The organism is Acidimicrobiales bacterium, assembly GCA_035546775.1.
GTDB lineage: Bacteria > Actinomycetota > Acidimicrobiia > Acidimicrobiales > JACCXE01 > JACCXE01.
Genome location: DASZWD010000015.1, coordinates 1 through 24,813, shown reverse-complemented (window position 1 = coordinate 24,813; position 24,813 = coordinate 1). Strand labels below are relative to the sequence as shown.

Here is a 24,813-nt window from a genome sequence, read left to right as displayed (position 1 = left end):
TGCGAGCGGATCGAGGATGCGGTGAGCACGTTTCCGCGGGAGGTGGCGATCCGCGAAGTCGGTCCGCGTGACGGGTTACAGGCCGAATCGCCCGTCTCGATCGAGACGCGCGTCGCTCTCATCGACGCATTGAGCACGACGGGCCTGCGCACCATCGAAGCGGTGTCGTTCGTCTCGGAGAAAGCGGTGCCGGCGATGGCGGGCGCGGCTGAGGTGATGGCCAAGATCACGCGGGTCGACGGCGTCGCCTACATCGGCCTTGTGCCCAACCTGCGCGGCGCGCAGGCGGCGTTCGACGCCGGCATCGACGGATTGACGGTGATCATGTCGGCGTCGGAGATCTACAGCCAGAAGAACACGAAGCGGACGATCGACGAGTCGTTGGACGCCGCGACCGCGATCAGCGACTTCGTCGACGAACGGGTATCCGTCGACGTCGTCATCAGCTGCGCGTTCGGTTCGCCGTACGAAGGCGACATCGCACCCGAGGCGGTGGCCGACATCGTGCGCCGCGCCTGGGATACGGGCGCGACCGCTGTCACCCTCGCCGACACCACGGGTATGGCCACGCCGCGCCGCATTGACGACGTGCTCGACGAGGTGGGCACCGACGTCGGACTCCACTTGCACGAGACGCGTGGGACCGCGCTGGTCAACGCCTACGCGGCCCTCGAACGCGGGGTGGCGCGCTTCGACACGTCGGTCGGTGGCTTGGGTGGTTCGCCCTTTGCCGCCGGCGCCGCCGGCAACCTGGCGACCGAAGACTTCGTCCACCTGCTCGACGACCTCGGCATCCGCAGCGGTGTGGAGCTCGCCGCGCTCCTTGCCGTCGACGAGACGCTGGCGGCGGCCATCGGCCACCCGGTGGCGAGCAACATCGCCCGCGCGGGACCGCGTAATGCCCTGGTGTGACGAATGCGCCCGATTCTTCAATCCGCCCTCACTGGGCAAAGGCGGCGAATGCCCGACATGCGGACGAGTCATCGGGCAAGCGCCCGCCGCGCCGTGGCACTTCAAGCTTTTGATCGTCGCCGCCACGCTGTATTTGGGCTTTCGGGCGGTTCAGGGCGTGGAGTGGTTGGTCCATCACCTCAGATAATTGAGTTTAGGGACCAAAGTCCCTAGGAAAATTGGGCTGCCCTGCCGATGTGCGCACGTGAGCGTGGGCGAACCGAGACGATTGACGGTCGGCGGCTACATCGCCGTCGGATTCAGTGTGGCAATCCTGGCCCTCGGGCTCGTACTGGTCACCACTACGACCACGAGTTTCCGGCGCGAGCGCGTCAAGGCGGTTGCCGAGTTGCGCGTCGCCGCGCAGTACACCGCCGATAGCGAGGAATCATCGATCCCGCAGACGGCGCAGTCGCTCAACGGTGTTGCCGGCGACGCCTCGATCGCGTCGTTCAATCCACAGCGCTGCGCCGCGACGATGTCAGGTTTCGCTGGCTTCGCATCGCAAGCCGGCGTGTTCGTGCTCGACCCCGCCGGCCACCTCGTGTGCTCGCTCGGTGACTCCTACGCGTTGCCGGCCGGTGACTGGGTCGCCCGCACCCGGGCACAGTCGACCACCGTCGTGACCGACACGCTGTTGGATCCGAAGACGTCGCACCCGACGACGCTCTACGCCATGCCGATCCCGCCGGGTTCGACCGACGGTGGCGCGCTCGTCGTGCTGTGGGACAGTTCGGCGCGGTCGCTGCCGGTGCCGGCAAACATGAGCCACGGGATCTCGGTGTTCGAGCTCGACAAGGCCCGCTCCATGATCGTCGCCGCGTCGGCCAACTCGCCCCACAAACCGGGCATCGTTTCGGCGAAGTCGTGGCTGCGCTTGCCTCTCGGTGACGCCACCGCCCGCAAAGACGTCGACGGCGTCGAGCGCATCTACCAAGAAGTGCACATGGACGGCACCGGCACGTGGGTTCTCGCCGCCATCCCGAAGAGCGTGGCCATGGCGGAGCCGCGCGCCGAGCTGCGCAACAACCTCATCGTTGGCGCCGCCGTCGTGCTGCTCGTGATCGTCCTCGGCTTCCTCATGCAGCGGCGTATCGCCCGCCCGATCAAGACGCTCAAGGACGTGATCGTGGCGTCGGCTGAGGATCACATTGTCAACGCCGTGCCGGAGGGGCCGGCGGAGGTTGCCGCCGTCGCGCGCGCCTTCAACACCACGATGCACGAGCGGCGCGAACTCGAGTCCGATCTCGCCGACGCCCTGAAGCAGGCCCAGCGGGCGTCGCAGCTCAAATCCGAATTCCTGGCGAACATGAGCCACGAGATCCGCACACCGATGAACGGCGTGCTCGGGATGCTCAGCTTGCTCGAAGACGCCGAGGTCACCACCGACGTGCGTGACTGCCTCGTGACGATGAGCGATTCGGCGAAGTCGCTGATGGCGATCCTCAACGAACTGCTCGACTTCTCGAAGCTCGAAGCCGGAATGATGAGCACCGAGCGCGCCGAGTTCAGCGTGCGCGAGGTCCTGCGCGGTGCGGTCAGCCCGTGGGTTGGTATCGCCGGCCGCAAGAACGTGCCGTTGGTGGCGACGGTCGACCAAGACCTGCCCGACGAGCTGATCGGCGACCCGACGCGCGTGCGCCAGATTCTGTCGAACTTGATCGACAACGCCGTGAAGTTCACGACGCGCGGTCGCATCACTGTCACCGCGACCAAGCAACCCGGCGACGTCGTGCGCTTCGCCGTCACCGATTCCGGCATCGGCATCACCGAAGAAGGCCGCGCCCACCTGTTCGAGCCCTTTGTTCAAGCCGACGGTTCGACGACCCGGCGCTTCGGCGGTACGGGCCTGGGCCTTGCCATCTGCAAACAGCTCGCGGAGTTCATGGGCGGAAGGATCGGCGTCGACAGCGTGTTCGGCGAAGGCAGCACCTTCTGGTTCGAACTGCCCCTTCCTGTCGCGCGCGGCTTCGCCGAGGACAGCGCTGTCGAGGCGGTCGCCGACGAGCCCACCCCCGCCGTGGTCGACGATGTGTGTGGGCTGCGCGTCCTCGTGGTCGACGACAACCTGGTCAACCAGAAGGTGGCCGTGCAGATGCTGCGCAAGCTCGGGTACGACGTCTCGGTGGCCGGCGACGGGGTCGCGGCGCTGCGCGCCATCGACGCCGGCGTCTTTGACATCGTCCTCATGGACGTGCAGATGCCGGTGATGGACGGTTGGGAGGCGACGACCGAACTGCGTCGTCGCGGTCGCACCATTCCCATCGTCGCGATGACCGCCTCGGCACTCGAGGAGGACCGCCAGCGCTGCGCGGCGGTCGGGATGGACGGCTACGTCGTCAAACCGATGAACCTCGACTCCCTCCACGGCGAGATCACACGCGTGCTCGCGCACGCCGCCGATATCGAGCCGGCCGTTTCCGCGTAACATCGCGCCGCGGTGCGCGACGCTCTCGAACGCGACGCAGCCGCCACCACGCTGTAGCCTGACCCTCTTCACATAGCGGGCTGTGGCGCAGCTTGGTTAGCGCGCCTGACTGGGGGTCAGGAGGCCGGAGGTTCAAATCCTCTCAGCCCGACCAAACACATCGGTGACGAGGGGGGAACCGGTTATGAAAGTTGATCCGGACGGCGCGGGGCTGGACGCCAAGCAGTTGGCGCGCATCGGTGAGCACTTGCAGGCGCGCTACATCGAGCCGGGGAAGATCACCGGTTGTCAGGTGACGGTGGCGCGCCAGGGCGTCGTCGGGTACTTCGAGTCGTTCGGTGAGATGGACCGCGAGGCGGCCAAGCCGACGGCCGACGACACCATCTACCGGCTCTTCTCCATGACCAAGCCGATCGCCGGCGTGGCGTTGATGAAGCTCTACGAGCAGGGCCACTTCCAACTGGGCGACCCCGTGCATCGCTGGATCCCGGAGTGGAAGAACCTCAAGGTCAAGACGCCCGACGGCCTCGTCGACCAGGTGCGCCCGATGTCGGTCAAGGACTGCCTGATGCACACCACCGGCCTCGGTTGGGGCATCGACGGCGAGCTCACGATGGACAAGTTCCTGCCGGCGATGACGGCGTTGCGCGGCGGTGACAAGGGGACGCTCGAGGGCCTCACCGAACAGCTGGCGCGGTTTCCCCTCGAGTTCCAGCCCGGCACGAAGTGGCTTTACGGCCTGTCGACCGACATCTGTGGCCGGCTCGTCGAGTGCATGTCGGGCCTGCGCTTCGACGAGTTCCTCAAGCAGGAGATCTTCGAGCCCCTGGGCATGGTCGACACCGACTTCTACGTTCCGGTCGACAAGCGCGACCGGCTGGCGGCCAACTACATCCGCACGGGCAAGAAGGAGCTGCGTCAACTCGATGGGCAGTTCGCGGCGGTGAACACGTCGACGCCGAGCTTCCTATCCGGTGGCGGCGGCCTGCTCGGCACGAGCGCTGACTACCTGCGCTTCGCCCAGATGCTGTGCAACGGCGGCGAGCTCGACGGCGTGCGCATCCTCGGCCGTAAGACCGTCGAGCTAATGACGCAGAACCACATCCCCGGCGGTGGCGATCTGCAGAGCTTCCACGTCGACGGCAGCTACGGCGAGACGGGCTTCGAGGGCGTCGGCTTCGGCCTCACCATGGCGGTCGGCCTCGGTCCGGTGGCGACGGCGAGCATCGGCTCCGCCGGTGACTTCTACTGGGGCGGCGCGGCCTCGACGATCTTCTGGGTCGACCCCGCGGAGGAACTCGTGGTCGTGTTCATGACCCAGATGATGCCTTCGGGCACGTTCAACTTCCGCGGCCAGCTGAAGTCGCTCGTCTACCCGGCGATCCTCTAGTGGTTTATTGACGAACGATAAGTGGCGTCCTTATCGGTTGTCGATATGAGGCCACGTGTGAAGGTGCGCATTCCGAAACATGACGCCGGCACACGCCTGCTTGTCACGCTTGGTGGCCTCGTGCGCCGACTTCGCATTCGGGCGGCAACGCTCGTGGGGTTCCCGATCGCTTCTCGGCACTTGAGTCGTTGTGCGCCGCCCTCGAGTGCCAACCCGGCGACATCCTGTCGTGGAACAAGGAGAGCTGACCCGCGCCCGACTTTGGAGCACCATTACCGGTGTCGCGAACGCCCAACACGCGGCCGTGGACCCCGTTAACGGTGCTCGAAACCGTTGGCGGCCCCGAGGCCGGGCGGCGCCACGCGGTGCGGGATCCTCTAGGCGATTATCTCGACGGGCGTCCCGACGGGCGCCAAGCCGGCGACTCGGGTGATGTCGCCGTTGCGCATGCGCACGCAGCCGTTGCTCGCCGCCGTGCCCATGACCGCGGTGTTGGACCAACCGTGCATCGCCACCTGGCCCCGGCCGCCCTCGAACGTCTTTAGGGCGTCGGAGAAGCCGGCGATGCTGAGGAGATAGGCGCCGTACGGGCTACCCGGGTTCGGCATCCAGATGTCGATGTAGAAGCGGCCGAGCGGGGTGGGCGTGCGCGGCTTGCCGACGGCGACATTCGTCTCGTACAGCACCTGGTCGTTGTGGTCGAGCACGCGCAGCATGCGTGTGCCAACGCTGACGACGACGCGATTGTCGACGGGCGTGAGTTGGACTTCACTGGCGCGGATCCAGCCCATCGACCCGTTCGGACGCTCGGGCAACCGGACGTAGTACCAGTCGCTGCCCTGCTGGTCGACGGCGAGCATCGCCAACGTGACGCCCTCGGCGGTCGGATTCGCCAGGGTCTGCACCGGCGTCGCCGCGCTGGGAGCGCTGAACACGTGGACCGACGGGCCCGTGGCCAAGGCGGCGATCGCGATCTTCGTCTGCGGGGGTAAGCCCGGGATGACGGGAACCTGCGCCGCGGCAGGGGCGGGCGCCGCAGTGGTGGTCGGTGGTTCGGGCACGAACGCCTCTTCGTGGCTCGGCCCCTTGCACGCGGCGCCGAGCGCGCCGACGAGCACAAGGCCCAGTACAGCTGCGATTCCCCGGCGCCCTGTCACCACCGAAATGGTATTGGTCCGCGCCGCGAAAACCGAGTCGCGCTACGGGCAGGGCAGCAGGCCGCCGCCGTCCTGTGTGGATCGGGTGGAATGGAGGCCCGCGCGAGACCCGAGGTCGCGGATGACGTCGCCGAGGCAGGGCAGGTTGGGCAGCAGCGTGGTCGACGTCGTCGTGGTGGCTTCTGCGGGCGCGTTGCTCGCCGCGGCCGCCGTGCTCGGGGTGACGGAAGTCGTCGCCACCCCGCCCGCAATCTGCGACGGTGCCGCCACCGAAGACGGCGGGGGAGCAGTGGCGGCCACGCCCTCGGCCCGGTTGGCCGCGACGTTGCGTCCAGTGACGGCGGCTTGCGGCACGAACTGCGTCGCGCCCGCGATCACGGCGACGCCGGCGGCCACGCTGGCGGCGACGACAGGGATCCGGCGGCGCCACGACGGCAGCGCCACCACGGCGGCGACGGGTTCAGCCGGAACCGCGGCCCGCGGCACCAGCGGCGTCACCGAGGCGAGCGGTACGTCGGCGGTCGGCGCTTCGGCCTCGCTCGGCCGCAGGTGACGCGCCAGGACGTCCATGGCCGCCTCGGTCATTCCCGCGGGGCCGTGGTGACGGGCGAAGTTCTGGATCTCCCAGCCCGAATACGTGCGGCGGATGACGTCGATGCGTTCGAGCCACTCATAGCCCTCGAGGCACGCATCGATGCCCAGCCGATCCTCGGTCGCCATGAGGTCGTTGTCGAGCGCGACGGCGCCGTGCTCGTCGGCGAGGTCGATCAGGGCGGAGAGCAGGCCGAGCGTTTCGACCCGCCGCTGAGGCGCGACACCGAGCGCCCGCAGTCCGAAGGACGCTGCGCTAATCGGGTCGTCGGGTTGGTCGGCGGTGGTCATGCCTTGGTGGCCCAGCTTTCTTTTCTCTCCAACGCGTAAGAACGTCACTTCTCGCGGGGTTCTTGAGCCCTAACGTCTGGTCTGTGGAAGAACACGGCAGCTCGGCGATCCTCACCGTGCCCAATGTGATCTCACTTGTCCGATTGCTGTGCGTTCCGCTGTTCGTCTACCTGCTGTTCGGCCGCCATGAGCGCGCCTACGCCGCCTACCTGCTGGCTGCCCTGGGGGCGACCGATTGGGTCGACGGGTACATCGCGCGGCATTTCGGGCAAGTGTCCGAGCTGGGAAAAGTGCTCGATCCGACCGCCGACCGCGCCGTGCTCATCGTGGGCATCGGCTGTATCGCCATCGACCACGCCGCTCCTTACTGGCTCATCGGCCTCGCCGTGTTCCGCGAGGTCGCCATCGCCATCGCCGCGCTGGCGATCGCCGCGGCGGGGGCCCGGCGCATGGACGTGCGGTGGTTCGGCAAGGCGGGCACGTTCGGGCTCCTCGTCGCCTTCCCGCTGTTTCTCGGCGTGCGGGCTCACGTGAGCTGGGAGGATCAGGCGCGCCTCTGCGCGTGGATCGCGGCGATTCCCGGCCTCATCTTCGGGTACATCGCAGCTGTTCTGTACATCCCGGACGCCCGTCGGGCGATCCAAGAGGGGCGCGCCGCGCGCGACGCCCAGGAGGTTTCCGCATGAAGGCGGTGATCATGGCGGGCGGCGAAGGCACCCGGCTTCGTCCGCTGACGCTGTCGACGCCCAAGCCGATGTTGCCCATTGCGAACGTGCCGATGATGGAACACATCGTCGGGCTGTTGCGCGAGCACGGCTTCGACGACATCGTCGTCACCGTCGCGTTCTTGGCCCAGAACATCCGGACGTACTTCGGTGACGGCTCCGAGTTCGGCGTGCGCATCCGCTACGCCACCGAAGACTCCCCGATGGGGACGGCCGGCTCGGTGCGCAACGCCCGGGCCGAACTCGACGAGCGCTTTCTGGTCATCTCGGGCGACGTCCTGACCGACATCGATCTCGGCGCGGTGGTGGCCGAGCACGACCGGCGCGGCGCGATGGCCACGATTGCCCTCAAGGCGATGGAGAACCCGGTCGACTTCGGCATCGTCATCACCGATGGCGAAGGTCGCATCGAGCGGTTCCTCGAGAAGCCGACGTGGGGCGAGGTGTTCTCGGACACGATCAACACCGGCATCTACGTCCTGGAACCGTCGATCTTCGACTACATCGGCGAGGGCCAGGTCGACTTCTCCTCCGACGTGTTCCCGAAGCTGCTCGAGGAAGGCAAGCCGCTCTACGGCGCCGTGGTCGACGGCTACTGGGAGGACGTCGGCACCCTGGAGTCCTACATCAGCGCCCACCGCGACGCCCTCGACAGCAAGGTCGCCATCCAGCTGCCGGGCTTCGAGATGGCCGACCGCATCTGGGTGGGCGAGGGCGCCGACGTGCACCCCGCGGCGCGCATCGACGGGCCTTGCATCATCGGCCACGACTGCCGCGTCGAAGCCGGGGCGCACCTCGCGCCCTACACGGTGCTCGGCGACAACGTCCGCGTCGGCCCCGACTGCTACATCGAGCGTTCCGTCGTGCACGACAACAGTCACCTCGGCCGCGCCGTGCGCCTGCGCGGCACGATCGTGGGTCGCCGCGGCGACCTGCGCTACGGCGCCCGCTGCGAAGAAGACGTCGTGCTCGGCGACGAGTGCTTCGTCGGCGAGCACGCCGTCATCAACCAGGGCGTGAAGGTGTATCCGTTCAAGACGGTCGAGCCGGGCGCCGTCGTCAACGCGTCCCTGGTGTGGGAGTCGCGGGGCGCGCGCGGGCTGTTCGGGCGCGAAGGCGTCACCGGTCTGGCCAACGTCGACCTGTCACCCGAGCTGGCCCTGCGGGTGGCGATGGCCTTCGCGACCGGCTTCAAGAAGGGGGCGTGGGTGACCACGTCGCGCGATTCAAGTCGCGCCGCCCGCGTGCTCAAACGCGCCGTGATGGTCGGGCTGAACGCGGCCGGCCTCAACGTCGACGACCTCGAGCTGGCCACCGCGCCGCTGACGCGGTTCCACGCCCGCAACCACCGCCACGCCGGGTCGATCACCGTGCGGCTGGCGCCGGACGATCCGGAGAAGGTGACGATGCGCTTCTACGACAGCGAGGGCATCGACCTGGCCGAGGCCGATCAACGCAAGATCGAGCGGCTCTATCACCGCGAGGACTTCCGGCGTGTCGTGGCCGGTGAGATCGGCGACATCGGCTTCGCCCCCCGCGCCATCGAGCACTACACCGCCGCGCTCATCGACAAGGTCGACTGGGGGGCGATTGCCCAGCGCCAGCTCAAGATCGTGCTCGACCTGGCGTACGGCGCCACCAGCCTCGTGCTGCCCAGCGTGCTGGCCAAGGTGGGCGGCGACGTGCTCGTCGTCAATCCCTACACCCGCACCTCGGCGGCGGCGACCTTCGACGCCACGGCACACGCGGCCAACGTCGCCAACCTCGTGCGGTCGTCGGGCGCCGACCTGGGGGCCGTGCTGTCACCCGACGGTGAGCGCATCGTTCTCGTCGACGACCTCGGCCACGTGCTGTCGGGAGAGCAGACCCAGTTGGCCTTCGTGACGATGGCCGCCGAGCGCGGCGGAGGGCCGATCGCGGTCCCCGTCGATTCGCCGGCCGAGGCGGCGACGATCGCGGCCAAAGGGGGCGTCGAGGTCGTGTGGACCAAGCGTTCCAACGCCAGTCTGCTGGAGACGGCCCACACCGATGGGGCGACGATCGCCGCCGACCGCCGTGGTGGCGTGGCCTTCCCGAACTTCCTGCCGGCCTTCGACGGCGTCGCCGCGCTCCTGCACGTCATGGACCATGTCGTGCGTGTGGGCGAGTCGCTCTCGACGTTGCGCGCCTCGACGGGAACGCCCGCCATCGCCGAGGAGACGGTGGTCACGCCGTGGGAGCGCAAGGGCGCAGTCATGCGCGAAATGGTCGAGCGCAACGCCGATCGCTCGCTCGATCTGATCGACGGCGTCAAGGTCTTGCTCGACGACGGGTGGGTGCTGGTCCTGCCCGATCCTGAGGAACCCGCCACCCTCGTAATGGCCGAAGCCCCGCGCGAATCCGAGGCTGTCGCCCGCGCCCAGGAGTACGCGCGTCGCATTCGTCAGTTGCTTCGCTAACTTTTCCCGCGTGCCCCGCACAACTTCCCCGGCACTGGTTCTGGTCCTCGCGCTCTTGGGCTTCGGCATCGTCACCGCCGCGCAGTCGGCGACGGCGACGAAAAAGGCCGAGCAGCCCGGCAAGGAACGGTTGATCGCGCTCATCCAGCAGCGGCGCTCGCAGATCGGCGACCTCGACCAGGCCGTCGGCAAGCTGCGCAGCCAGCTCGCCGACGAGCAGCGCCGCGTCAGTCAGGTCAATCACGCGACAGCGGCGAACACCCGCGCCGAAGCGACCCTCGCCGCCCAGGCCGGCACGTCGGCCGTCAAGGGCTCGGGGCTGCGGGTCAAAGTGTCCGACGCCGACACCATTCCCGACGACGCCAAGGATTCCGAGGCGTATCGCATCTCCGACCTCGACCTGCAGTTGCTGGTCAACGCACTGTGGGGTGCCGGCGCCGAGGCAGTCGCCATCAACGGCAACCGCGTCGTGGCCACGACGTCGATCCGCCAAGCCGGCGAGACGATCGTGGTCAACTTCCGTCCGCTGTCGCCGCCGTATCGCATCGACGCCATCGGCGCCGACGCCACCCGTTTCAGCCGCAGCGACATCGCCCAGCGGATGCGCCATTGGCACACGTTGTTCGGCCTCGGCTTCTCGGCCGGTCGCGTCGACTCGATGACCCTTCCCGCGTTTGCCGGCCGGGTCGGCATCGACGTCGCCACGCCCAAGGAGAGCTCCTAAGTGTTCGCGCTGCTGGGACTGCTCGTCGGCGCCCTTATCGCCATCGCCGTCCACCCGACGGTGAGCCAGGAACTCGGCCGCTACGTCGCCATGGCCGTGGTTGCGGCGCTCGACGCGTCGCTCGGCGGTGTGCGGGCGTACCTCGAGCACACCTTCAACGACCGCATCTTCGTGGTGGCCTTCGCCGCCAACGCCCTCGTGGCGATCGTGCTCGTGTGGCTGGGCGACCAGCTCGGCGTCGACCTCGTGACCGCCATCGTGGTCGTGTTCGGCGTGCGCATCTTCCAGAACGTCGCCGCCCTGCGCCGCCGGGTATTCGGAGGCTGACCCGGTGACCGCCACCACCGCACCCGTCGGCGACGAACCGGTTGCCGGCCCGACGCGGTGGACGGCGAGCCGGATCGGCTCGGTGCTCCTCGTGCTGGGCGTCACCGCCCTCGTGGGGTTCCTCGCCGTTGGGCAGTTGCGCGGATCAGAGGCGTTCAAGCAGCGGCTCGAGGCCGAAAACGAAGGCGACCTGACCCGCATCCTCGCCGGTCTTACGACGGAGGCCGACGCCCTGCGCGACGAGATCTCCAGTCTCAAGCTTCAGCTGTTGCAGCTCCAGAACAGCAACGCGGCCGACAGCGCCTCGACGGCGGCCGCCGAGGCGCAGCTGCGGGCCCTCCAGGTGCTCGCCGGCACGGTGCCGGTGTCGGGACCGGGACTCACCATCAAGATCGAGGACCCCGACGGCGCCATCCAGTACGACACCTTCATCGACGTCGCCGCCGAGTTGCGCGACGCCGGGGCCGAGGCGCTGGCCCTGAACAACCGGCGCATCGGGGCGGGCTCGGCGTTCGGAGAGTCCGACGGCAAGGTGACCGTCGACGGCATCGCGATCAGCGCGCCGTACACCCTGGTTGCCATCGGCCCGGCGTCCACGCTGGAAGGTGGCCTCAAGATCCCCGGCGGCGCCCTCGACGTCCTCAACTCGCTGCGCGGCGTCGCCGTGGACCTCCAGCGTTCGTCGAAGCTGGACGTCCCAGCACTCAGCAACCCACCAAGGTTTCGCGTAGGAAAGCCGGCGTCCTAGAGTCGCCGCTCGTGAACGTTCCCGAAGATCTTCTGTACACGTCGGACCATGAGTGGGTGCGCGTCGAGGGCGACCGCGCCCGGGTGGGCATCACCGACTTCGCGCAGGACGCGCTGGGCGACGTCGTCTACGTCGGGCTGCCGGACGTGGGCGCCCAAGTCACGGCCGGCGCAGTGTGCGGCGAGGTCGAGTCCACCAAGTCCGTCTCGGAGATCTACGCGCCGCTGTCAGGTGTCGTCGTGGAAGTGAACGGGGCGGTGGCCGACAATCCCGAGACGGTCAACGCCGACCCGTACGGCGACGGGTGGATGTTCGTGATCCAACCGGCCAGTCCCGATACCGGCGAGCTGTTGTCTCCGGCGGCGTACACCGAAGTCACCTCCACTTGAGGTTGAGGGTTCGCGTTACGCTGCCGGCGTGGTCTGCCCGCACTGTGGACACCGCAATCCCGAGGGGGGCGCGTTCTGCGCGTCCTGCGGCGGCAAGCTGACTGAGGCGCGCGCCGACGAGACGACGGCGACGATCATCGCGCCGGTCACTCCGACCGAGCAGGCCGAAGACGACGACATCGCGTTGGCGGCGAGCGACCTCGAAGCCGGCTCGGCTGTCCTCGTGGTGCGACGGGGGCCAAATGTCGGGGAGCGCTACCTGCTCGACCGTGAAGTCACCCGTGCCGGGCGCCACCCTGACAGCGACATCTTTCTCGACGACATCACGGTGTCGCGTCGCCACGCCGAAGTGCACCGACTCGACGGTCGCTACACCCTGCGCGACACCGGGTCGCTCAACGGCACGTACCTCAACCGCGAGCGCATCGACGATGCGCCGCTGGTGTCAGGCGACGAAGTGCAGATCGGCAAGTACCGGCTTGTATTTCTGTCCGCCCAATGAGTGATCGGTCGTATCTGTCGATCGGTGAAGTGCTGTCGCTCCTGACAGCCGAGTTTCCCGACGTCACCATTTCGAAGATTCGCTTCCTCGAAAGCCAGGGCTTGATCGACCCGGAGCGCACGCCTTCGGGTTACCGGAAGTTCTACGAGCACGATGTCGAGCGCCTGAAGTGGATCCTGCGCCAGCAGCGCGAGAACTTTCTGCCGCTCAAGGTGATCCGCGGTCGCCTGGGCGACGAGCCGGAGGGCGCCGCCGACACCGCGGCCGCTGAGGCCGAGTCGAAGCAGACGCACCCGACGAACGCGGGGCCGTCGATCGCAGAGGCGGCGAGCGCGGTGACGACCGAAGCGCCGGCGGTGCGTCCGCCCCTGCATCCGGTCGAGGAGCCGACGCCGATCACGAAGGTGCGCCGCTCACCGGTGTCCGCGTCGCCGACGGCCGAGTTGAAGCCGGCGGCGACGCCGCGGCCCGCACCCACGCCTGAGCCCGAACCCGACCACGACGCACACGAGGTCGCCCTTACCGTCGAGGAACTCGCGGCGGCGACCGGCCTCAGCGAAGCCCGCGTGCTCGAACTCGCCAAGTTCGGTCTGATTGCACCGCGCACCCTCGGCGGCACGGACTACTTCGACGCCGACGCCCTGGCCGTCACGCAGGCGGCGGCGGGTTTCCTCCAGTTCGGCATCGAGGCGCGTCACCTCAAGCAATTCAAGAGCGCGGCTGATCGCGAAGCCGGCTTGTTCGAACAGATCGTGCTGCCGCTGCTGAAGCAGCGGAACCCGGCCGCCCGTCGCCAGGCGGCCGAATCGCTCGAACAACTCGGTCGTCTCGGCGAGGGATTGCGCGCCGCGCTGGTGCGCCAAGCCGTTCGCGACATCACGGGCTAGCCGCCTCGCTACGCTCGCGGTATGTCGCGGGTGCGAATCTCCGGCGTACGGATTGAGATGCCAGGCAACACGCCGGTCATGTTTCTCACCGAGACCGAAGGTGCCGGGCGCACGCTGCCGATCTACATCGGCGACACCGAGGCCCAGGCGATCGTCAACGCCATGGAGGGACGCGAGCCAGGACGGCCGCTGACCCACGACCTGTTCCGCGACACGCTGGCGGCGCTGGGCGCCACCCTCGAACGCGTGGCCATCGTCGCCCTGCGCAACCAGACGTACTTCGCCGAGTTGCGTCTCAACCTCAACGGTCAACCGGTCACGGTGTCGGCCCGGCCGTCGGACGCGGTGGCGCTCGCGGTGCGCACCGGCTCCGAGATCGACATCGACACCGAACTGCTCGACCGCCTCGAAGCCGAAGGCACGACCGTCGAATGGGCCGAGGAGAGCGACGACGAGGATCTGGAGCCGGAGGAGCTCGTCGACGAGTTCCGGGAGTTCCTCGAGGGCCTGAACCCGGAAGACTTTTCCTAAATCGGCTTATTGACGCCGCGCACCGCTGTGTTTATGGTGCGAAGTACACGGACGTAGTTCGTTACTGCGTTGTAGTGGTGCTGCGTCCCAGAGAGAGGTTCCGATGGCTACTTCCCCCGCGCCTGAACAAATCGGTTTCCGCGGGCCCCAGGTCTGCAAGTTGGTGGGCATCACCTACCGCCAGCTCGACTACTGGGCGCGTACCGATCTGCTGCGCCCGTCGCTGGCCGACGCCGCTGGCAGCGGCACCCAGCGGCTGTACTCGTATCACGACGTCCTCAGCCTCAAGGTCATCAAGAAGTTCCTCGACGCCGGTCTCGCCCTCCCCGCCGCCCGCCGGGCGGTCGAGGCGCTGCGCTCCGGCGGCGACGACGTCGCCTCGGCCAACATCGTCCTCTCCGATGCCACCTCGGTTCTCGCCATGAACGGCGAGGAACTCGTCGACCTGGTGAAGGGCGGCCAAGGGGTGCTCAACATCTTCCCGTTGGCCGGTGTGGTCGACGAACTCGACGCCGCCATCGTGGATCTCGGCGGTTCCGAGGCACCGACGAAGGTCGCGGCGAACCAGTAACTGCCAATAACGCTGGGGAAGACCGTCGCGCGGCGCCGCGACCTCTAGAGTCGGCAGCGCGATGGCAGACGGGCTCCGACACGCAGCACTCGAAGACACGCACCGCGCGCTGGGGGCGAAGCTCGTCGAATTCGGCGGCTGGCTCATGCCGGTGGCCTATCCGGCGGGCACGCTGCACGAGCACCGCGCCTGCCGCACCTCGGCGGTGGTGTTCGACGTCAGCCACCTCGGCACCGTGCGCGTCGAGGGCGACGCCGCCTTCGACCACCTCCAGCACGCGCTGACCAACGACCTGCGCAGGGTGGCGCCGGGTCGGGCGCAGTACACCCACCTCCTCGACGAGGAGGGCTCGGTCCTCGACGACATCATCGTGTGGTGGGTCGGCGACACGACCTTCGACGTCATGCCGAACGCATCCAACACCGACCGGGTCGTCGCCGCCATCGGTGGCACCGACACGACGGCGTCGCGCTGCATCCTGGCGGTGCAGGGTCCCGAGGCGCGCCAGCGCGTCGCCAAGGTGAGTGAGGCGGCCGCAGCGGTGAAGCGGTTCCGCGTCGAGCGGGTCGAGGTCGCCGGTGCCGACTGCACCGTGGCCGGCACCGGCTACACGGGCGAGGATGGCGTCGAGATCGCGGTCCCCGTCGACGCGGCCGCCAGTGTGTGGGACGCGCTCATGTCGGCCGGCGTCGAGCCTGCGGGCCTCGGAGCGCGCGACACGCTGCGGCTGGAAGCCGGCCTGCCGCTGCACGGGCACGAACTGGGCGTCGGCATCACCCCGCTCCAAGCCGGGCTGGGCTGGGTCGTGGGTTGGGACAAGGACGACTTCACCGGCAAGGCGGCCCTCGTCGCCGAGCGCGCCGCCGGCCCGGCCCGTCTGCTGCGCGGCATGGTGATCGACGGCCGCCAACCGGCGCGTGACGGCTCGATCGTGTCGAGCGCCGAGGGCGAGCGCATCGGCGTGGTTACCAGCGGCAACTTCTCACCGATGCTCGAAAAGGCGATCGCGCTCGGATTCCTCGAGTCGCACGCCCAGGTGGGCGACCCCGTCACCTTCGACGTCCGGGGCCGCACGCTGACCGGCAGCATCGTCAAGACCCCGTTCGTGGAGAAAAGGCTCTAACCGTTGGCGCACTACGTCCCGCACACTGACCGCGAGATCGCGTCGATGCTCGACTTCGTCGGGCTGTCGTCGCTCGACGAGTTGTTCGACTGCGTGCCCGAGGCGCTGCGCCTCGCCGGCGGCCTCGACATTCCCGCCGGCTTGAGCGAGTTCGAGACCGCGGCGGAGATGGAGCGCCTGGCCGGGCTCAACACCGGCGCCGATCTGGTGTGCTTCGCCGGCGGCGGCGCCTACGACCACGACATCCCCGCCGCGGTGCGTCGCCTCGCTGGGCGGACCGAGTTCGTGACGGCGTACACGCCGTACCAGCCGGAGGTCGCTCAGGGCGTCCTCCAGGCGCTCTTCGAGTACCAGACGATGGTCGCCCGCCTCAGTGGCCTCGAGATCGCCAACGCGTCGCTCTACGACGGCGCCACGGCCCTGGTGGAGGCCGTCAATCTCGCCGTGGCGGCCAGCGGGCGCCAGCAGGTCGAGATGAGCGACGGTGTGCACCGGTTGTGGCAGGACGTGGTCACGACCTTCGCCGCGGGCACCGGCCACGACATCGTGCGCGTCCCGCTGCGTGACGGCGTGACCGACTGGTCGCAGGTGCGCGACGCGGGCGCTGTGGTCGTGCAGTACCCGAACCGGCTCGGGGTGCTCGACGACGTTGCCGCCGCCGCGGAAGTCGCCCGCAACACGGGGGCCATGCTCGTGATGGTGTTCGATCCCGTTGCGGCGGCGGTCCTGAAATCGGCGGGGGAGTGGGGCGCCGACATCGCGGTGGGCGAAGGCCAACCCTTCGGCACCCCGATGTCGTTCGGTGGGCCCTACCTCGGCCTCTTCGCCGCCAAGCTCGAGCATGTGCGGCGGATCCCCGGCCGCCTCGTCGGCGAAACGGCCGATCCGCAGGGGCGCCGGGCGTTCACCACGACGTTGCGCACCCGCGAGCAGGACATCCGGCGGGAGAAGGCGTCGTCGAACGTGTGCACCAACCAGACGCTCATCGCGGTGACGGCCATGATCCAGATGGGGTGGCTGGGCAAGCAAGGCCTGGTCGACGTGGCGACGCAGTGCGCCCGCGGCACGCGGTATGCCCGCGACGCGCTGGCGGCGATCGATGGCGTGACGCCGCTGGTCGACGCGCCGGTGCTGCGTGAGTTCGCGGTCGCGACCCCCGTCGCCCCCGACGTGCTGGTCGAGCGGTTGGCGGACGAGGGCTTCCTCGCCGGCACACCGACCGACGACGGCGCCGGCCAGGAGGGCCTGCTGATCGCGGTGACGGAGAAGCGCACGAAGGCGGAGATCGATGCCTTCGTCGCTGCGTTCGAGAAGGCGGTGCGGTAATGGCCATCGGAGCGGGTCGCGCCTCGTCGGCGCCGGTGGTCGGACGCGACGTCGAACCCACGATCTTCGAGTTGTCGGTCGAGGGCCGGCGCGCCGGCGGGCTGCGGATGACGAACACGCCGGAGTGGTCGCTTGACGAACTCGTGCCGCAGGAGCACCGTCGCATCGAGGCCGCGGGGTTCCCGGAGGTGTCCGAGCGCGACCTCGTGGCCCACACGACGCGGCTGACGCACCGGCAGTACTCCGTCGACCTCGGCGCCTACCCGCTCGGCTCGTGCACCATGAAGTACAACCCGAAGCTGTGCGACGAGGCCGCCGGCCTGCGGGGCTTCGGCAACGTGCACCCAGCCACGCCCGCCGCGTACGCGCAGGGCTGGCTCGAACTGTTGGGCACGCTGGGTGAGTCGCTGTGTGCCATCACCGGGATGGCGGCGGTCACGCTGGCGCCACCGGCGGGCGCCGCCGGTGAGCTCACCGGTCTGCTGCTCATGCGGGCGTATCACGAAGGCGTCGGCCGCCAGCGGACGAAGATCATCATCCCCGACTCTGCCCACGGCACGAACCCGGCCTCGGTGACCCTCGGCGGCTACGAGACGGTCACGATCCCATCCGACGCCCGCGGCTGCGTCGACCTCGACGCCCTGCGGGCACAGCTCGACGACGACGTCGCCGGCATCATGCTCACCAACCCGAACACGCTCGGCCTCTTCGAAGAGGACATCGCGGAGATCGCCGCAGAAGTCCACAAGGTCGGCGCGCTCCTGTATTACGACGGCGCCAACCTCAACGCCATCCTCGGCGTGACCCGTCCCGGCGACATGGGCTTCGACATCGTGCACATGAACCTGCACAAGACCTTCGCCGTGCCCCACGGCGGCGGCGGCCCCGGCGCCGGACCGGTGGCGGTCGGGCCACGGGTCGCCGAGTTCCTGCCCGGCCCGTTGCCGGCCCGCAGCGACGACGGCACCTGGACGTGGGTCACTCCTGAGCGTTCGATCGGGCGGGTCCACGGCTGGTACGGCAACGCCCTCGCCCTCGTGCGCGCCTACAGCTACATCGTGGCCAACGGGTCCGACGGGCTGCGCCGCGTCGCCGAGGGCGCGGTACTGAACGCCAACTGGCTGCGCCACCGCCTGCGGGGCACCTTCGACATTCCCTACGACCGGCCGAACATGCACGAGTTCGTGGCGGCGGCCACCAACCTCAAGGCGAACGGGATCAAGGCGTTCGACATCGCCAAGGGTCTCCTCGACGAAGGCTTCCACGCCCCGACGATGTACTTCCCGCTGATCGTGGCCGAAGCGCTGATGATCGAGCCGACCGAGACCGAGTCGCTCGAAACCCTCGAGGAGCTGGCGCAGGCCTTCGAACGCGTGGCGGCGATGTCAGCGGACCACCTCACCCACGCGCCCTACAACACCCCCGTCGGCCGGGTCGACGAAGCCCAAGCGGCGCGCAAACTCATTGCCACGGAGGACATGCGCCCGTAGCCAGCGCTTTTGGTGATGCTGAGGGAGAAAGACCCTGCCTCAGCATCACCAGTTGGATCAGGCTTGCGCTTTGGCGGCCTTCTCGGCGTTGTGGTCCTGGAAGGCCTTCATGACGGCGGTGGTGGCGGCGCCGATGAACTCGGGGCGGTTGGTGGCGGCCCAGTCGCGGGAGCCGACGGCGCGCTCCATCTGGCCCTGGAAGTGCGGCATGACCTCGCGGGCGAACAGTTCGTAGCTCGCCAGCGTGCGCTCGCGGTTGGCCCACTCGTGCGCCATGAAGAGGAACGTGCCGAACCCGCCGGACTGGTCGATGAGGCGCTGGATCTGGGCGATCGCCTGTTCGGGCGTGCCGATCACCGACATCCCCGAGTTGTTCATCGACTCCACCATCGACTCGGTGTCGTTCGCCTCCGGCGCCAGCGGTAACGCGGCGACGCGGCGGAAGTAGTCCATCCATTCAGCCAGGCCAAACTCGACGTCCTTACGCGCCTGCTCCTCCGTCTCGGCGATGTGCATCGGCCCGACGAGGCGCCAGCCGCGCCGGTCGGCCACGGTGCCGAACTCGGCGGCGCGCTCTTCCATGACGGTCCAGTGCGATCCGAGGACGTCGAAGCCGCCCTGCGTCGTCGCCCCGATGGACAGCAGGTTGAAGCCCATCTTGCCGGCGAGGCGCGGCCCCGACGGCGACACCTGCGCCGCCACCGCAATCTCGAAGTGCGGATGGGTGTAGGGCCGCAGCTGGAGACGGGCGTCGCGCAGCGTGAACCAGTCGGTCTGGATGTTGACGGGCTCGTCGCTGGTGAGCAGCGCCACGATCGCCTCGAGCGACTCTTCCATCATCTCGCGCTGACGACTCGTGTCGATGCCCATCATGAACGCGTCCGACGGCAGCGCGCCCGGCCCGACGCCGAACATGATGCGACCCCGCGTGAGGTGGTCGAGCAGCACCATGCGGTCGGCCAGGATCAGCGGGTGGTGATACGGCAGCGAGGACACGCCCGTGCCGAGCCGAATGTTCTTGGTCCGCTGCGACGCCACCGCCATGAACAGCTCAGGGCTGGCGATGATCTCGTAGCCCGCCGAGTGATGCTCGCCGATCCACGCCTCGTCGTAGCCGAGCGCGTCGAGGCGCTGGATCAGTTCGAGGTCACGCTCGAGAGCCAGCGTCGGGTTCTGGCCCACTGGATGGAACGGTGCGAGGAAGATGCCGAACTTCAGGGGCCAGTTCATGCCGCTGTTCTAGTCGTCGTCGACGATCGTGCCCACGCCGGTGTCGTCGACGATGTGCGCGTTGCTCGACGGGTTCGTGATCACGAGGCTGAACGCGCGGTTCGACTGCGGCGTCGTGTTACCGAGAATGCGTACCCGCACGGCGCCGACTTTCGCCCCCGCGGGGATCGTCAGATGCCCAGACGTGGCCACGTAGTCGACACCCGCGATCGCGGTGCCGTCGGTTGTATGGAAGTCGACGTTGACATCCTCGGCCGCGACGTCCGAGAGCCGCACCACGAACTTCTCGTAGTGCGCCTTGGCGCCTTCGGTGAAGCTGCGGTCGGGGACCTTCACCCGTACCGGCGTTGTGGTCGCGGGCGCGGCGTAGGCAATGACGACTTGCGGTGTCGCACCGAGCGCGGCCAGCGTGTACGAGCCACCCGCCGGCACCAACGACTGCCCGCCACCCCCACCGCCGCCGGCGGTCGGGCCCGAGTCCGCGGCGCTGCACGAGGTCGACGACGCGTTGTTGCCGCCGCCACCTCCGTAGAAGCCGCCACCACCGCCGCCACCGCAATAGCCACCGTCGCCACCCTGGCCGTGCGTGCCGGCCGTAGCGCCGCCATCGGATGCACCGGCGCCGGGTGCGCTCGTCCCCGTTGGAAAACCCGCCGCTCCACCCGAATTGGGTGAACCGAACCCGGCGGCGCCCGGGGAGTCGGCGTCGCCGCCCGCGCCTCCACTACCGCCGAGCCCGCCGGCGCCACCGCCGCCAGCGGCGATAACGAGGCGTGGGTCGGGCGACAAGCCCGCGCTTGCGGGAGCGGTGCGGATATCGCTCGCCCCGCCACCGCCGCCGGCGACTCCGGCGGTTCGGCCGCGGCCGCCGCCGTTCGCGCCACCGTTGAGACCGCTCGAATCCGTCTCGGTATTCGCGAGCCCGCGGCCGCCCACTTCGACATACAGCGTTGTGCCTGGAGTCACCGGCTGGGACGGCACGGCAACGATCGCCGCGCGACCACCGGTTTGATCGACGGTCGTCCCAGTGAGAAACGAACCACCGGCACCGCCGGTCGCGGTGAAGCTCGCCTGCGTGACGCCGGTCGGTACGACGAACGTGTGCTCGCCTGTTGTCGAATACGTGCAGGTGATGACGCCACCAGACGTGACGCACTCGGGCGGCAACGTGTCAGCCCCGGCAGGCGTAGTGAAGGCGAGTCCCGCCACAAGCATGAGGCCCGGAACAGCAAGAGGAACAAAAGAACGAATTCGATGCAGCACGCGATTCTCCGAAGATGTTTTGTTTCTGAGGTCCGTGCGTGACATCACGACACGGTGGGGCGCCTGGAGGTGCGGAATTACTTCGGCGAATCCCCAGCGCACTATCGAGGTTACCAAGCCTCGAACTGGTAGCTGGCCGTCGTGATCAGCCGGTCGTCGTTGCCCTCGTCGAACAGCTGGGCGCGCGCCGCGTGGGCGCCGACGGGGTCGACCTCGACCCGGAACGGGCCGACCTTGCCGCGGGCGAGGAACATCACGTGGGACGACACCGCTTGGGCTCCCGGCGGGACGGCGGCGTGTTCGAGCACCACGAACTGCGGGCCGATGTGAAGGGCGGCGTCGGGCGACGCGAACTCGTCGGTGAGCGCCGGCAACGCCCACCGCCCGTCGTTGCGTTGGTGAGCGCCGAACACCCGCCACAACGGGGGCAGATCGTCGCTGTCGACGATGTCGAGCGGCTCGGTGTCGATGCGCATGAGCCCCTCGGGCGGCGCGCCGATGCTGACGCCTTCGCCTGCGGTCAACGCCAGCACGCGCGCGGGGTTGTCGGCGTCGAGGATGCGTGAGCGGCTGAAGCTCATCTGGCGGCCGCGCTTGAGTACCTCGGTCACGACCTCGATGCGGTGCACGTCGCGGCCCGGGTCGAGCAGCTGGCACGAGTGGACGACCGGATTGGGGACGGCGTCGAGGTCGCTCATGCCGCCGCCCTCGGGCGCGGCGATGGCGAGCACGGAGAGGAGAAGCCCGCCCGACGCGTTACGCATGTCGCGGCGCAGCACGACGGTGTTGTCGACCGGCCCCGCGTCGAGGGCTGGGTGGCGCCGGCCGATATAGCGGTAGCTGAGCAGCCCGCCCCACCGCCTCCGCAGCTCCGTGGCATAGGCATCTGGGTCGTCGCGCAGCTCGCGGATGTCACGGGGCATCAGCATTCTGTAGCGTTTCGGGCGTGGGTGTGCACGGGCTAACCGACAGCGACCTCGCCGCCGTCATGCGAGTCACGCCCGAACTGGCGCCCGTGGCCTTCCGCATCGGCGACACCGTGGCCAATTACCGCTTCCTTCCCGGCGAGGGTGTGGCCGTCGACGACGGACCGGTCGACCCGACGGCGAGCGTCGTGGTGTCGCTGTCGCCCGTGGCGTGGAGCGACCTCATCACCCAGGTGCGCACCCTGGTCAACCTGCACCTCGCCAGCGAGCTGACGTACGAGCGCGGGAACTTCGTCCAACTGGCGGACTGGGGGCCGCTCCTCACGTTGGTCCACTGCGGCGTCCCGCTCTACGACCCGGCGCGTGTGGACCTCAGCGGCGTCGACCTCACCCGGTCCTTCACCCTCGACGACTCCGACGACGACCTGCGCGCGTACCTCGAGACGACGGGCTACCTCCACGTGCGCGGCGTGTTCAGCCCCGACGAGATCGCGGCGATGAACGCCGAGGTCGACCGCCTCGCGGCGCTCGCCCGCCGCGGTGACGACGAGTCGTGGTGGGTCACCGACGAGGACGGCAACGACGTGCTGTGCCGCCTCGTTTACACGGGCATGCGCTCCGACGTCATCAACGAAGTGGAGTACGACGCCCGGGTGACGCGCCTCGGAACGCTCCTGCGCGCCGACCTCAAGCCCTCGCACGACCGGATGGAGGGCGCGGCGGTTCTGCTGAAGGTGCCGGGCAAGACGCAGGGCCTATCGAACATCCCGTGGCATCAGGATTGCGGCATGGGCGGCCACGCCATCTACTGCCCGTCGGTGGGCGTGGGCATCCAGCTCACGGGTTCGAACGCCGAAGTCGGCAACATCACCTTCGTCCCCGGCAGCCACGGCCAGTCGCTGCACAACGGGTGGCAGCAGCGCTTTGCCGACGTTCCCGTCGTCGCCATCGACACCGAACCGGGCGACGTGACCGTGCACATCAAAGACGTAATGCACGCGTCGCCGCGCCCGACAGGGCCGAAGGAGACGCAGGGGTGGCGCCGCACGCTGTACGTGTCGCACTTCCCACCCTCCATGTGGGAGCACGTGGGTGCGGGTCAGGCGTTCAACGACCTGGTGCGCAACCGCACCGAAGAGGTCGCTGCGCTCTAGCGCCGCACGACGACGGTGCGGGCGATCTGGTCGTGCCAGGTCTGGCGCCGCGGGCTCCAGATCGGTCGCAGCAGGTTCACGATTGCCGGGATGCTGAGCAGGAAGCCGCTCACGAAATTGATGCCGAGGAGAGCGACGGCGCGCGTGAACGCGACCGCGGCCGTCACCGGCGACCCGTCATCGCGCAGCAGCATGGTTCCGGTGGCGATCTTGCCGATGGTGGCGCCGCGCCAAGCGTGCATCCCGGTGAAGTAGAGGATCTGCGCGGTGATGCTGACGACGAGGATCGTCCGCACCTCGCCGCCGGTGAAGGTGGCCCTCGTCGGGTCCGACGCGTTGAGCGCGTGACTCAGCGCCGGCGACAGGAACGGCAGGGTGATGACGCCGAGCACGAGCCCGTCGATGATCGACGAGGCGATGCGCCGCGGCCATCGGGCGTACTCGTAGGGCGTGATCGTCTGCGGCAGCGGTTCGTCGTAGTACTGCACCGGATGAGTCCACCACATGGGTGCGAAAATCGACGACATGGCTCTTGGGAACGCCCGCACCCTCGCCGAGGTCTACCGCCACTTCGGTGAGGTCGACGTGGTCGACAGCTCACCGCTGTACGAACGGGTGGCGGTGGCCATCAGCGAGTCACCCGAAGCTCTCGCCGCCATCGAGGAAGCGCCGCCGCCGAAGCGGCACCCGACGGTGATCCTCGCCGCCCTGCACGACCTCGCAATTCAGGGGCGGGCGCCGGCGTTGGCCGACGCCTACGCGCAGCGCGACCTCGCGGCCGCGCCGGCGGCGGCGGTCGACGCCCTTCTCACGCTGACGCCTGACGTCGTCGCCATCGCGACGCAGCGTCAGACCCAGACGAACGAGACGGGGCGCATCGCCGTCCTCTATCCCGCCATCGGCGAGGCGGCCCGCCGGGTCGGCGCGGCGCGCATCGGCCTGATCGACGTGGGTTGCTCGGCCGGGCTCAACCTGAACCTCGATCGCGCCGGCATTACGTACTCCGACGGAACCGTTCTCGGCGACCCGGCCTCATCGCTCCAGTTGACCTGCGACGTCGTCGGGGAGGGGCGCGTGCCCGCCGGCGCGGTGCCGCCCGTCGCCGCCCGCATCGGCGTCGACCTCAATCCGGTCGACGCCGCCGATCCGGCGGACGCCCGGTGGTTGCGCGCCTGCCTGTGGCCTGATCAGCCCGAACGGGTGGCGCGCCTCGACGCCGCCATCGCGCTGGCGGCAGGCTCACCGCCGACGCTGCTCCAGGGCGATGCGGTGGAGGTGCTGCCCGACGCGTTCGCTCGCGTGCCGGCCGACGCTCTGCCCGTCGTCACCACGACGTGGGCGCTGTCGTACTTCTCGCTGGAGAGCCGGCTGCGGTTCCTGCGCCGCCTCGACGAAGCGGCGTCAACGCGGACAGTGGCGTGGGTGTCGGCCGAAGGCGTCGGGATCGCGCCTGCCATCCCCACCCGCGGCGACAGCCGCGCCTCGGCCCACAGCCTGGTCGGGCTGGCCGTCTTCGGACGCGACACACTGCGCGCCGAGTCGGTTGGTCGGTGCCACCCGCACGGGCGGTGGCTGGAGTGGCTCGCCTAGCGAGCGACTACTTGCCGGCGCCGCAGTGCTGCTGGAAGTACGAGTCGATGTGCTGCACCGC

Annotated in this window: 24 protein-coding genes and 1 tRNA gene; 19 read left to right on the top strand and 6 right to left on the bottom strand. The window is 68.9% G+C overall.

Annotated elements, in window-relative coordinates; genetic code table 11:
- The first annotated feature begins 21 nt into the window (after positions 1-21).
- The 4 genes from VHC63_02980 to VHC63_02965 all read left to right on the top strand — a co-directional run bounded on the left by VHC63_02980 (position 22) and on the right by VHC63_02965 (position 4,769).
- The gene (locus VHC63_02980) at positions 22-912 is read left to right on the top strand and encodes a hydroxymethylglutaryl-CoA lyase (protein ID HVV35540.1); all 891 of its coding nucleotides are present in this window, start codon (positions 22-24) and stop codon (positions 910-912) included.
- Between the two features lie 244 nt (positions 913-1,156).
- Positions 1,157-3,379: an ATP-binding protein gene (locus VHC63_02975; GenBank protein HVV35539.1), complete on the top strand. Its 2,223-nt coding sequence runs from the start codon at positions 1,157-1,159 to the stop codon at positions 3,377-3,379.
- A 76-nt stretch (positions 3,380-3,455) separates the two neighbouring features.
- A tRNA-Pro gene (locus VHC63_02970) sits at positions 3,456-3,533 on the top strand.
- Between the two features lie 30 nt (positions 3,534-3,563).
- On the top strand, positions 3,564-4,769 hold the full coding sequence (locus VHC63_02965) for a serine hydrolase domain-containing protein (GenBank protein HVV35538.1): 1,206 nt from the start codon (positions 3,564-3,566) through the stop codon (positions 4,767-4,769).
- 377 nt (positions 4,770-5,146) lie between these two features.
- On the opposite strand, the gene VHC63_02960 is transcribed toward VHC63_02965, so the two are convergent.
- Positions 5,147-5,926 (bottom strand): L,D-transpeptidase, encoded by a 780-nt coding sequence (locus VHC63_02960; protein ID HVV35537.1) that lies wholly within the window; start codon positions 5,924-5,926, stop codon positions 5,147-5,149.
- A gap of 42 nt (positions 5,927-5,968) precedes the next feature.
- Positions 5,969-6,808: a hypothetical protein gene (locus tag VHC63_02955; protein ID HVV35536.1), complete on the bottom strand. Its 840-nt coding sequence runs from the start codon at positions 6,806-6,808 to the stop codon at positions 5,969-5,971.
- 83 nt (positions 6,809-6,891) lie between these two features.
- Between VHC63_02955 and VHC63_02950 the strand changes: the two genes are divergently transcribed.
- From VHC63_02950 to gcvPB, 13 genes are all read left to right on the top strand, one after another.
- Positions 6,892-7,494: a CDP-alcohol phosphatidyltransferase family protein gene (locus VHC63_02950; GenBank protein HVV35535.1), complete on the top strand. Its 603-nt coding sequence runs from the start codon at positions 6,892-6,894 to the stop codon at positions 7,492-7,494.
- Complete coding sequence (locus VHC63_02945) at positions 7,491-9,971, top strand: sugar phosphate nucleotidyltransferase (protein HVV35534.1); 2,481 nt, start codon at positions 7,491-7,493, stop codon at positions 9,969-9,971. The genes VHC63_02950 and VHC63_02945 overlap by 4 nt, the downstream gene beginning before the upstream one ends.
- 10 nt (positions 9,972-9,981) lie before the next feature.
- Positions 9,982-10,695 (top strand): DUF881 domain-containing protein, encoded by a 714-nt coding sequence (locus VHC63_02940; GenBank protein ID HVV35533.1) that lies wholly within the window; start codon positions 9,982-9,984, stop codon positions 10,693-10,695.
- On the top strand, positions 10,696-11,022 hold the full coding sequence (locus VHC63_02935) for a small basic family protein (protein HVV35532.1): 327 nt from the start codon (positions 10,696-10,698) through the stop codon (positions 11,020-11,022).
- A gap of 4 nt (positions 11,023-11,026) precedes the next feature.
- Complete coding sequence (locus VHC63_02930) at positions 11,027-11,770, top strand: DUF881 domain-containing protein (GenBank protein ID HVV35531.1); 744 nt, start codon at positions 11,027-11,029, stop codon at positions 11,768-11,770.
- A gap of 11 nt (positions 11,771-11,781) precedes the next feature.
- Positions 11,782-12,159: a glycine cleavage system protein GcvH gene (gene gcvH / locus VHC63_02925; protein HVV35530.1), complete on the top strand. Its 378-nt coding sequence runs from the start codon at positions 11,782-11,784 to the stop codon at positions 12,157-12,159.
- 28 nt (positions 12,160-12,187) lie between these two features.
- Positions 12,188-12,661, top strand: a complete 474-nt coding sequence (locus VHC63_02920) for an FHA domain-containing protein (protein ID HVV35529.1) — start codon at positions 12,188-12,190, stop codon at positions 12,659-12,661.
- Complete coding sequence (locus VHC63_02915) at positions 12,658-13,548, top strand: MerR family transcriptional regulator (GenBank protein ID HVV35528.1); 891 nt, start codon at positions 12,658-12,660, stop codon at positions 13,546-13,548. Before VHC63_02920 ends, VHC63_02915 begins: the two co-directional genes overlap by 4 nt.
- A gap of 21 nt (positions 13,549-13,569) precedes the next feature.
- Positions 13,570-14,079, top strand: a complete 510-nt coding sequence (locus VHC63_02910; GenBank protein ID HVV35527.1) for a bifunctional nuclease family protein — start codon at positions 13,570-13,572, stop codon at positions 14,077-14,079.
- 103 nt (positions 14,080-14,182) lie between these two features.
- Positions 14,183-14,650: a MerR family transcriptional regulator gene (locus tag VHC63_02905; protein HVV35526.1), complete on the top strand. Its 468-nt coding sequence runs from the start codon at positions 14,183-14,185 to the stop codon at positions 14,648-14,650.
- Positions 14,651-14,711: 61 nt separating this feature from the next.
- On the top strand, positions 14,712-15,773 hold the full coding sequence (gene gcvT / locus VHC63_02900) for a glycine cleavage system aminomethyltransferase GcvT (GenBank protein ID HVV35525.1): 1,062 nt from the start codon (positions 14,712-14,714) through the stop codon (positions 15,771-15,773).
- A 3-nt stretch (positions 15,774-15,776) separates the two neighbouring features.
- On the top strand, positions 15,777-17,099 hold the full coding sequence (gene gcvPA, locus VHC63_02895; GenBank protein HVV35524.1) for an aminomethyl-transferring glycine dehydrogenase subunit GcvPA: 1,323 nt from the start codon (positions 15,777-15,779) through the stop codon (positions 17,097-17,099).
- Entirely contained in the window at positions 17,099-18,589 is a 1,491-nt protein-coding gene (gcvPB, locus tag VHC63_02890) for an aminomethyl-transferring glycine dehydrogenase subunit GcvPB (GenBank protein ID HVV35523.1), read from the top strand. The genes gcvPA and gcvPB overlap by 1 nt, the downstream gene beginning before the upstream one ends.
- 57 nt (positions 18,590-18,646) lie before the next feature.
- Here gcvPB and VHC63_02885 read toward each other — a convergent pair whose 3' ends face one another.
- From VHC63_02885 to VHC63_02875, 3 genes are all read right to left on the bottom strand, one after another.
- Positions 18,647-19,819, bottom strand: coding sequence for an LLM class flavin-dependent oxidoreductase (locus tag VHC63_02885; GenBank protein ID HVV35522.1), 1,173 nt, complete (start codon positions 19,817-19,819; stop codon positions 18,647-18,649).
- A gap of 9 nt (positions 19,820-19,828) precedes the next feature.
- Complete coding sequence (locus VHC63_02880) at positions 19,829-21,034, bottom strand: Calx-beta domain-containing protein (protein HVV35521.1); 1,206 nt, start codon at positions 21,032-21,034, stop codon at positions 19,829-19,831.
- A 158-nt stretch (positions 21,035-21,192) separates the two neighbouring features.
- Positions 21,193-22,005, bottom strand: a complete 813-nt coding sequence (locus tag VHC63_02875; GenBank protein ID HVV35520.1) for a hypothetical protein — start codon at positions 22,003-22,005, stop codon at positions 21,193-21,195.
- A gap of 23 nt (positions 22,006-22,028) precedes the next feature.
- Between VHC63_02875 and VHC63_02870 the strand changes: the two genes are divergently transcribed.
- On the top strand, positions 22,029-23,162 hold the full coding sequence (locus VHC63_02870) for a phytanoyl-CoA dioxygenase family protein (GenBank protein ID HVV35519.1): 1,134 nt from the start codon (positions 22,029-22,031) through the stop codon (positions 23,160-23,162).
- Here the strand turns inward: VHC63_02870 and VHC63_02865 are convergent.
- The gene (locus VHC63_02865; protein HVV35518.1) at positions 23,159-23,668 is read right to left on the bottom strand and encodes an RDD family protein; all 510 of its coding nucleotides are present in this window, start codon (positions 23,666-23,668) and stop codon (positions 23,159-23,161) included. The two genes, VHC63_02870 and VHC63_02865, sit on opposite strands and share 4 nt — an antisense overlap.
- Before the next feature lie 19 nt (positions 23,669-23,687).
- Here VHC63_02865 and VHC63_02860 point away from each other — a divergent pair, with 19 nt between their 5' ends.
- Positions 23,688-24,752 carry a DUF2332 domain-containing protein gene (locus VHC63_02860; protein ID HVV35517.1) on the top strand — a complete coding sequence of 355 codons (1,065 nt, stop codon included), beginning with the start codon at positions 23,688-23,690 and terminating at the stop codon, positions 24,750-24,752.
- Positions 24,753-24,813: the final 61 nt, after the last annotated feature.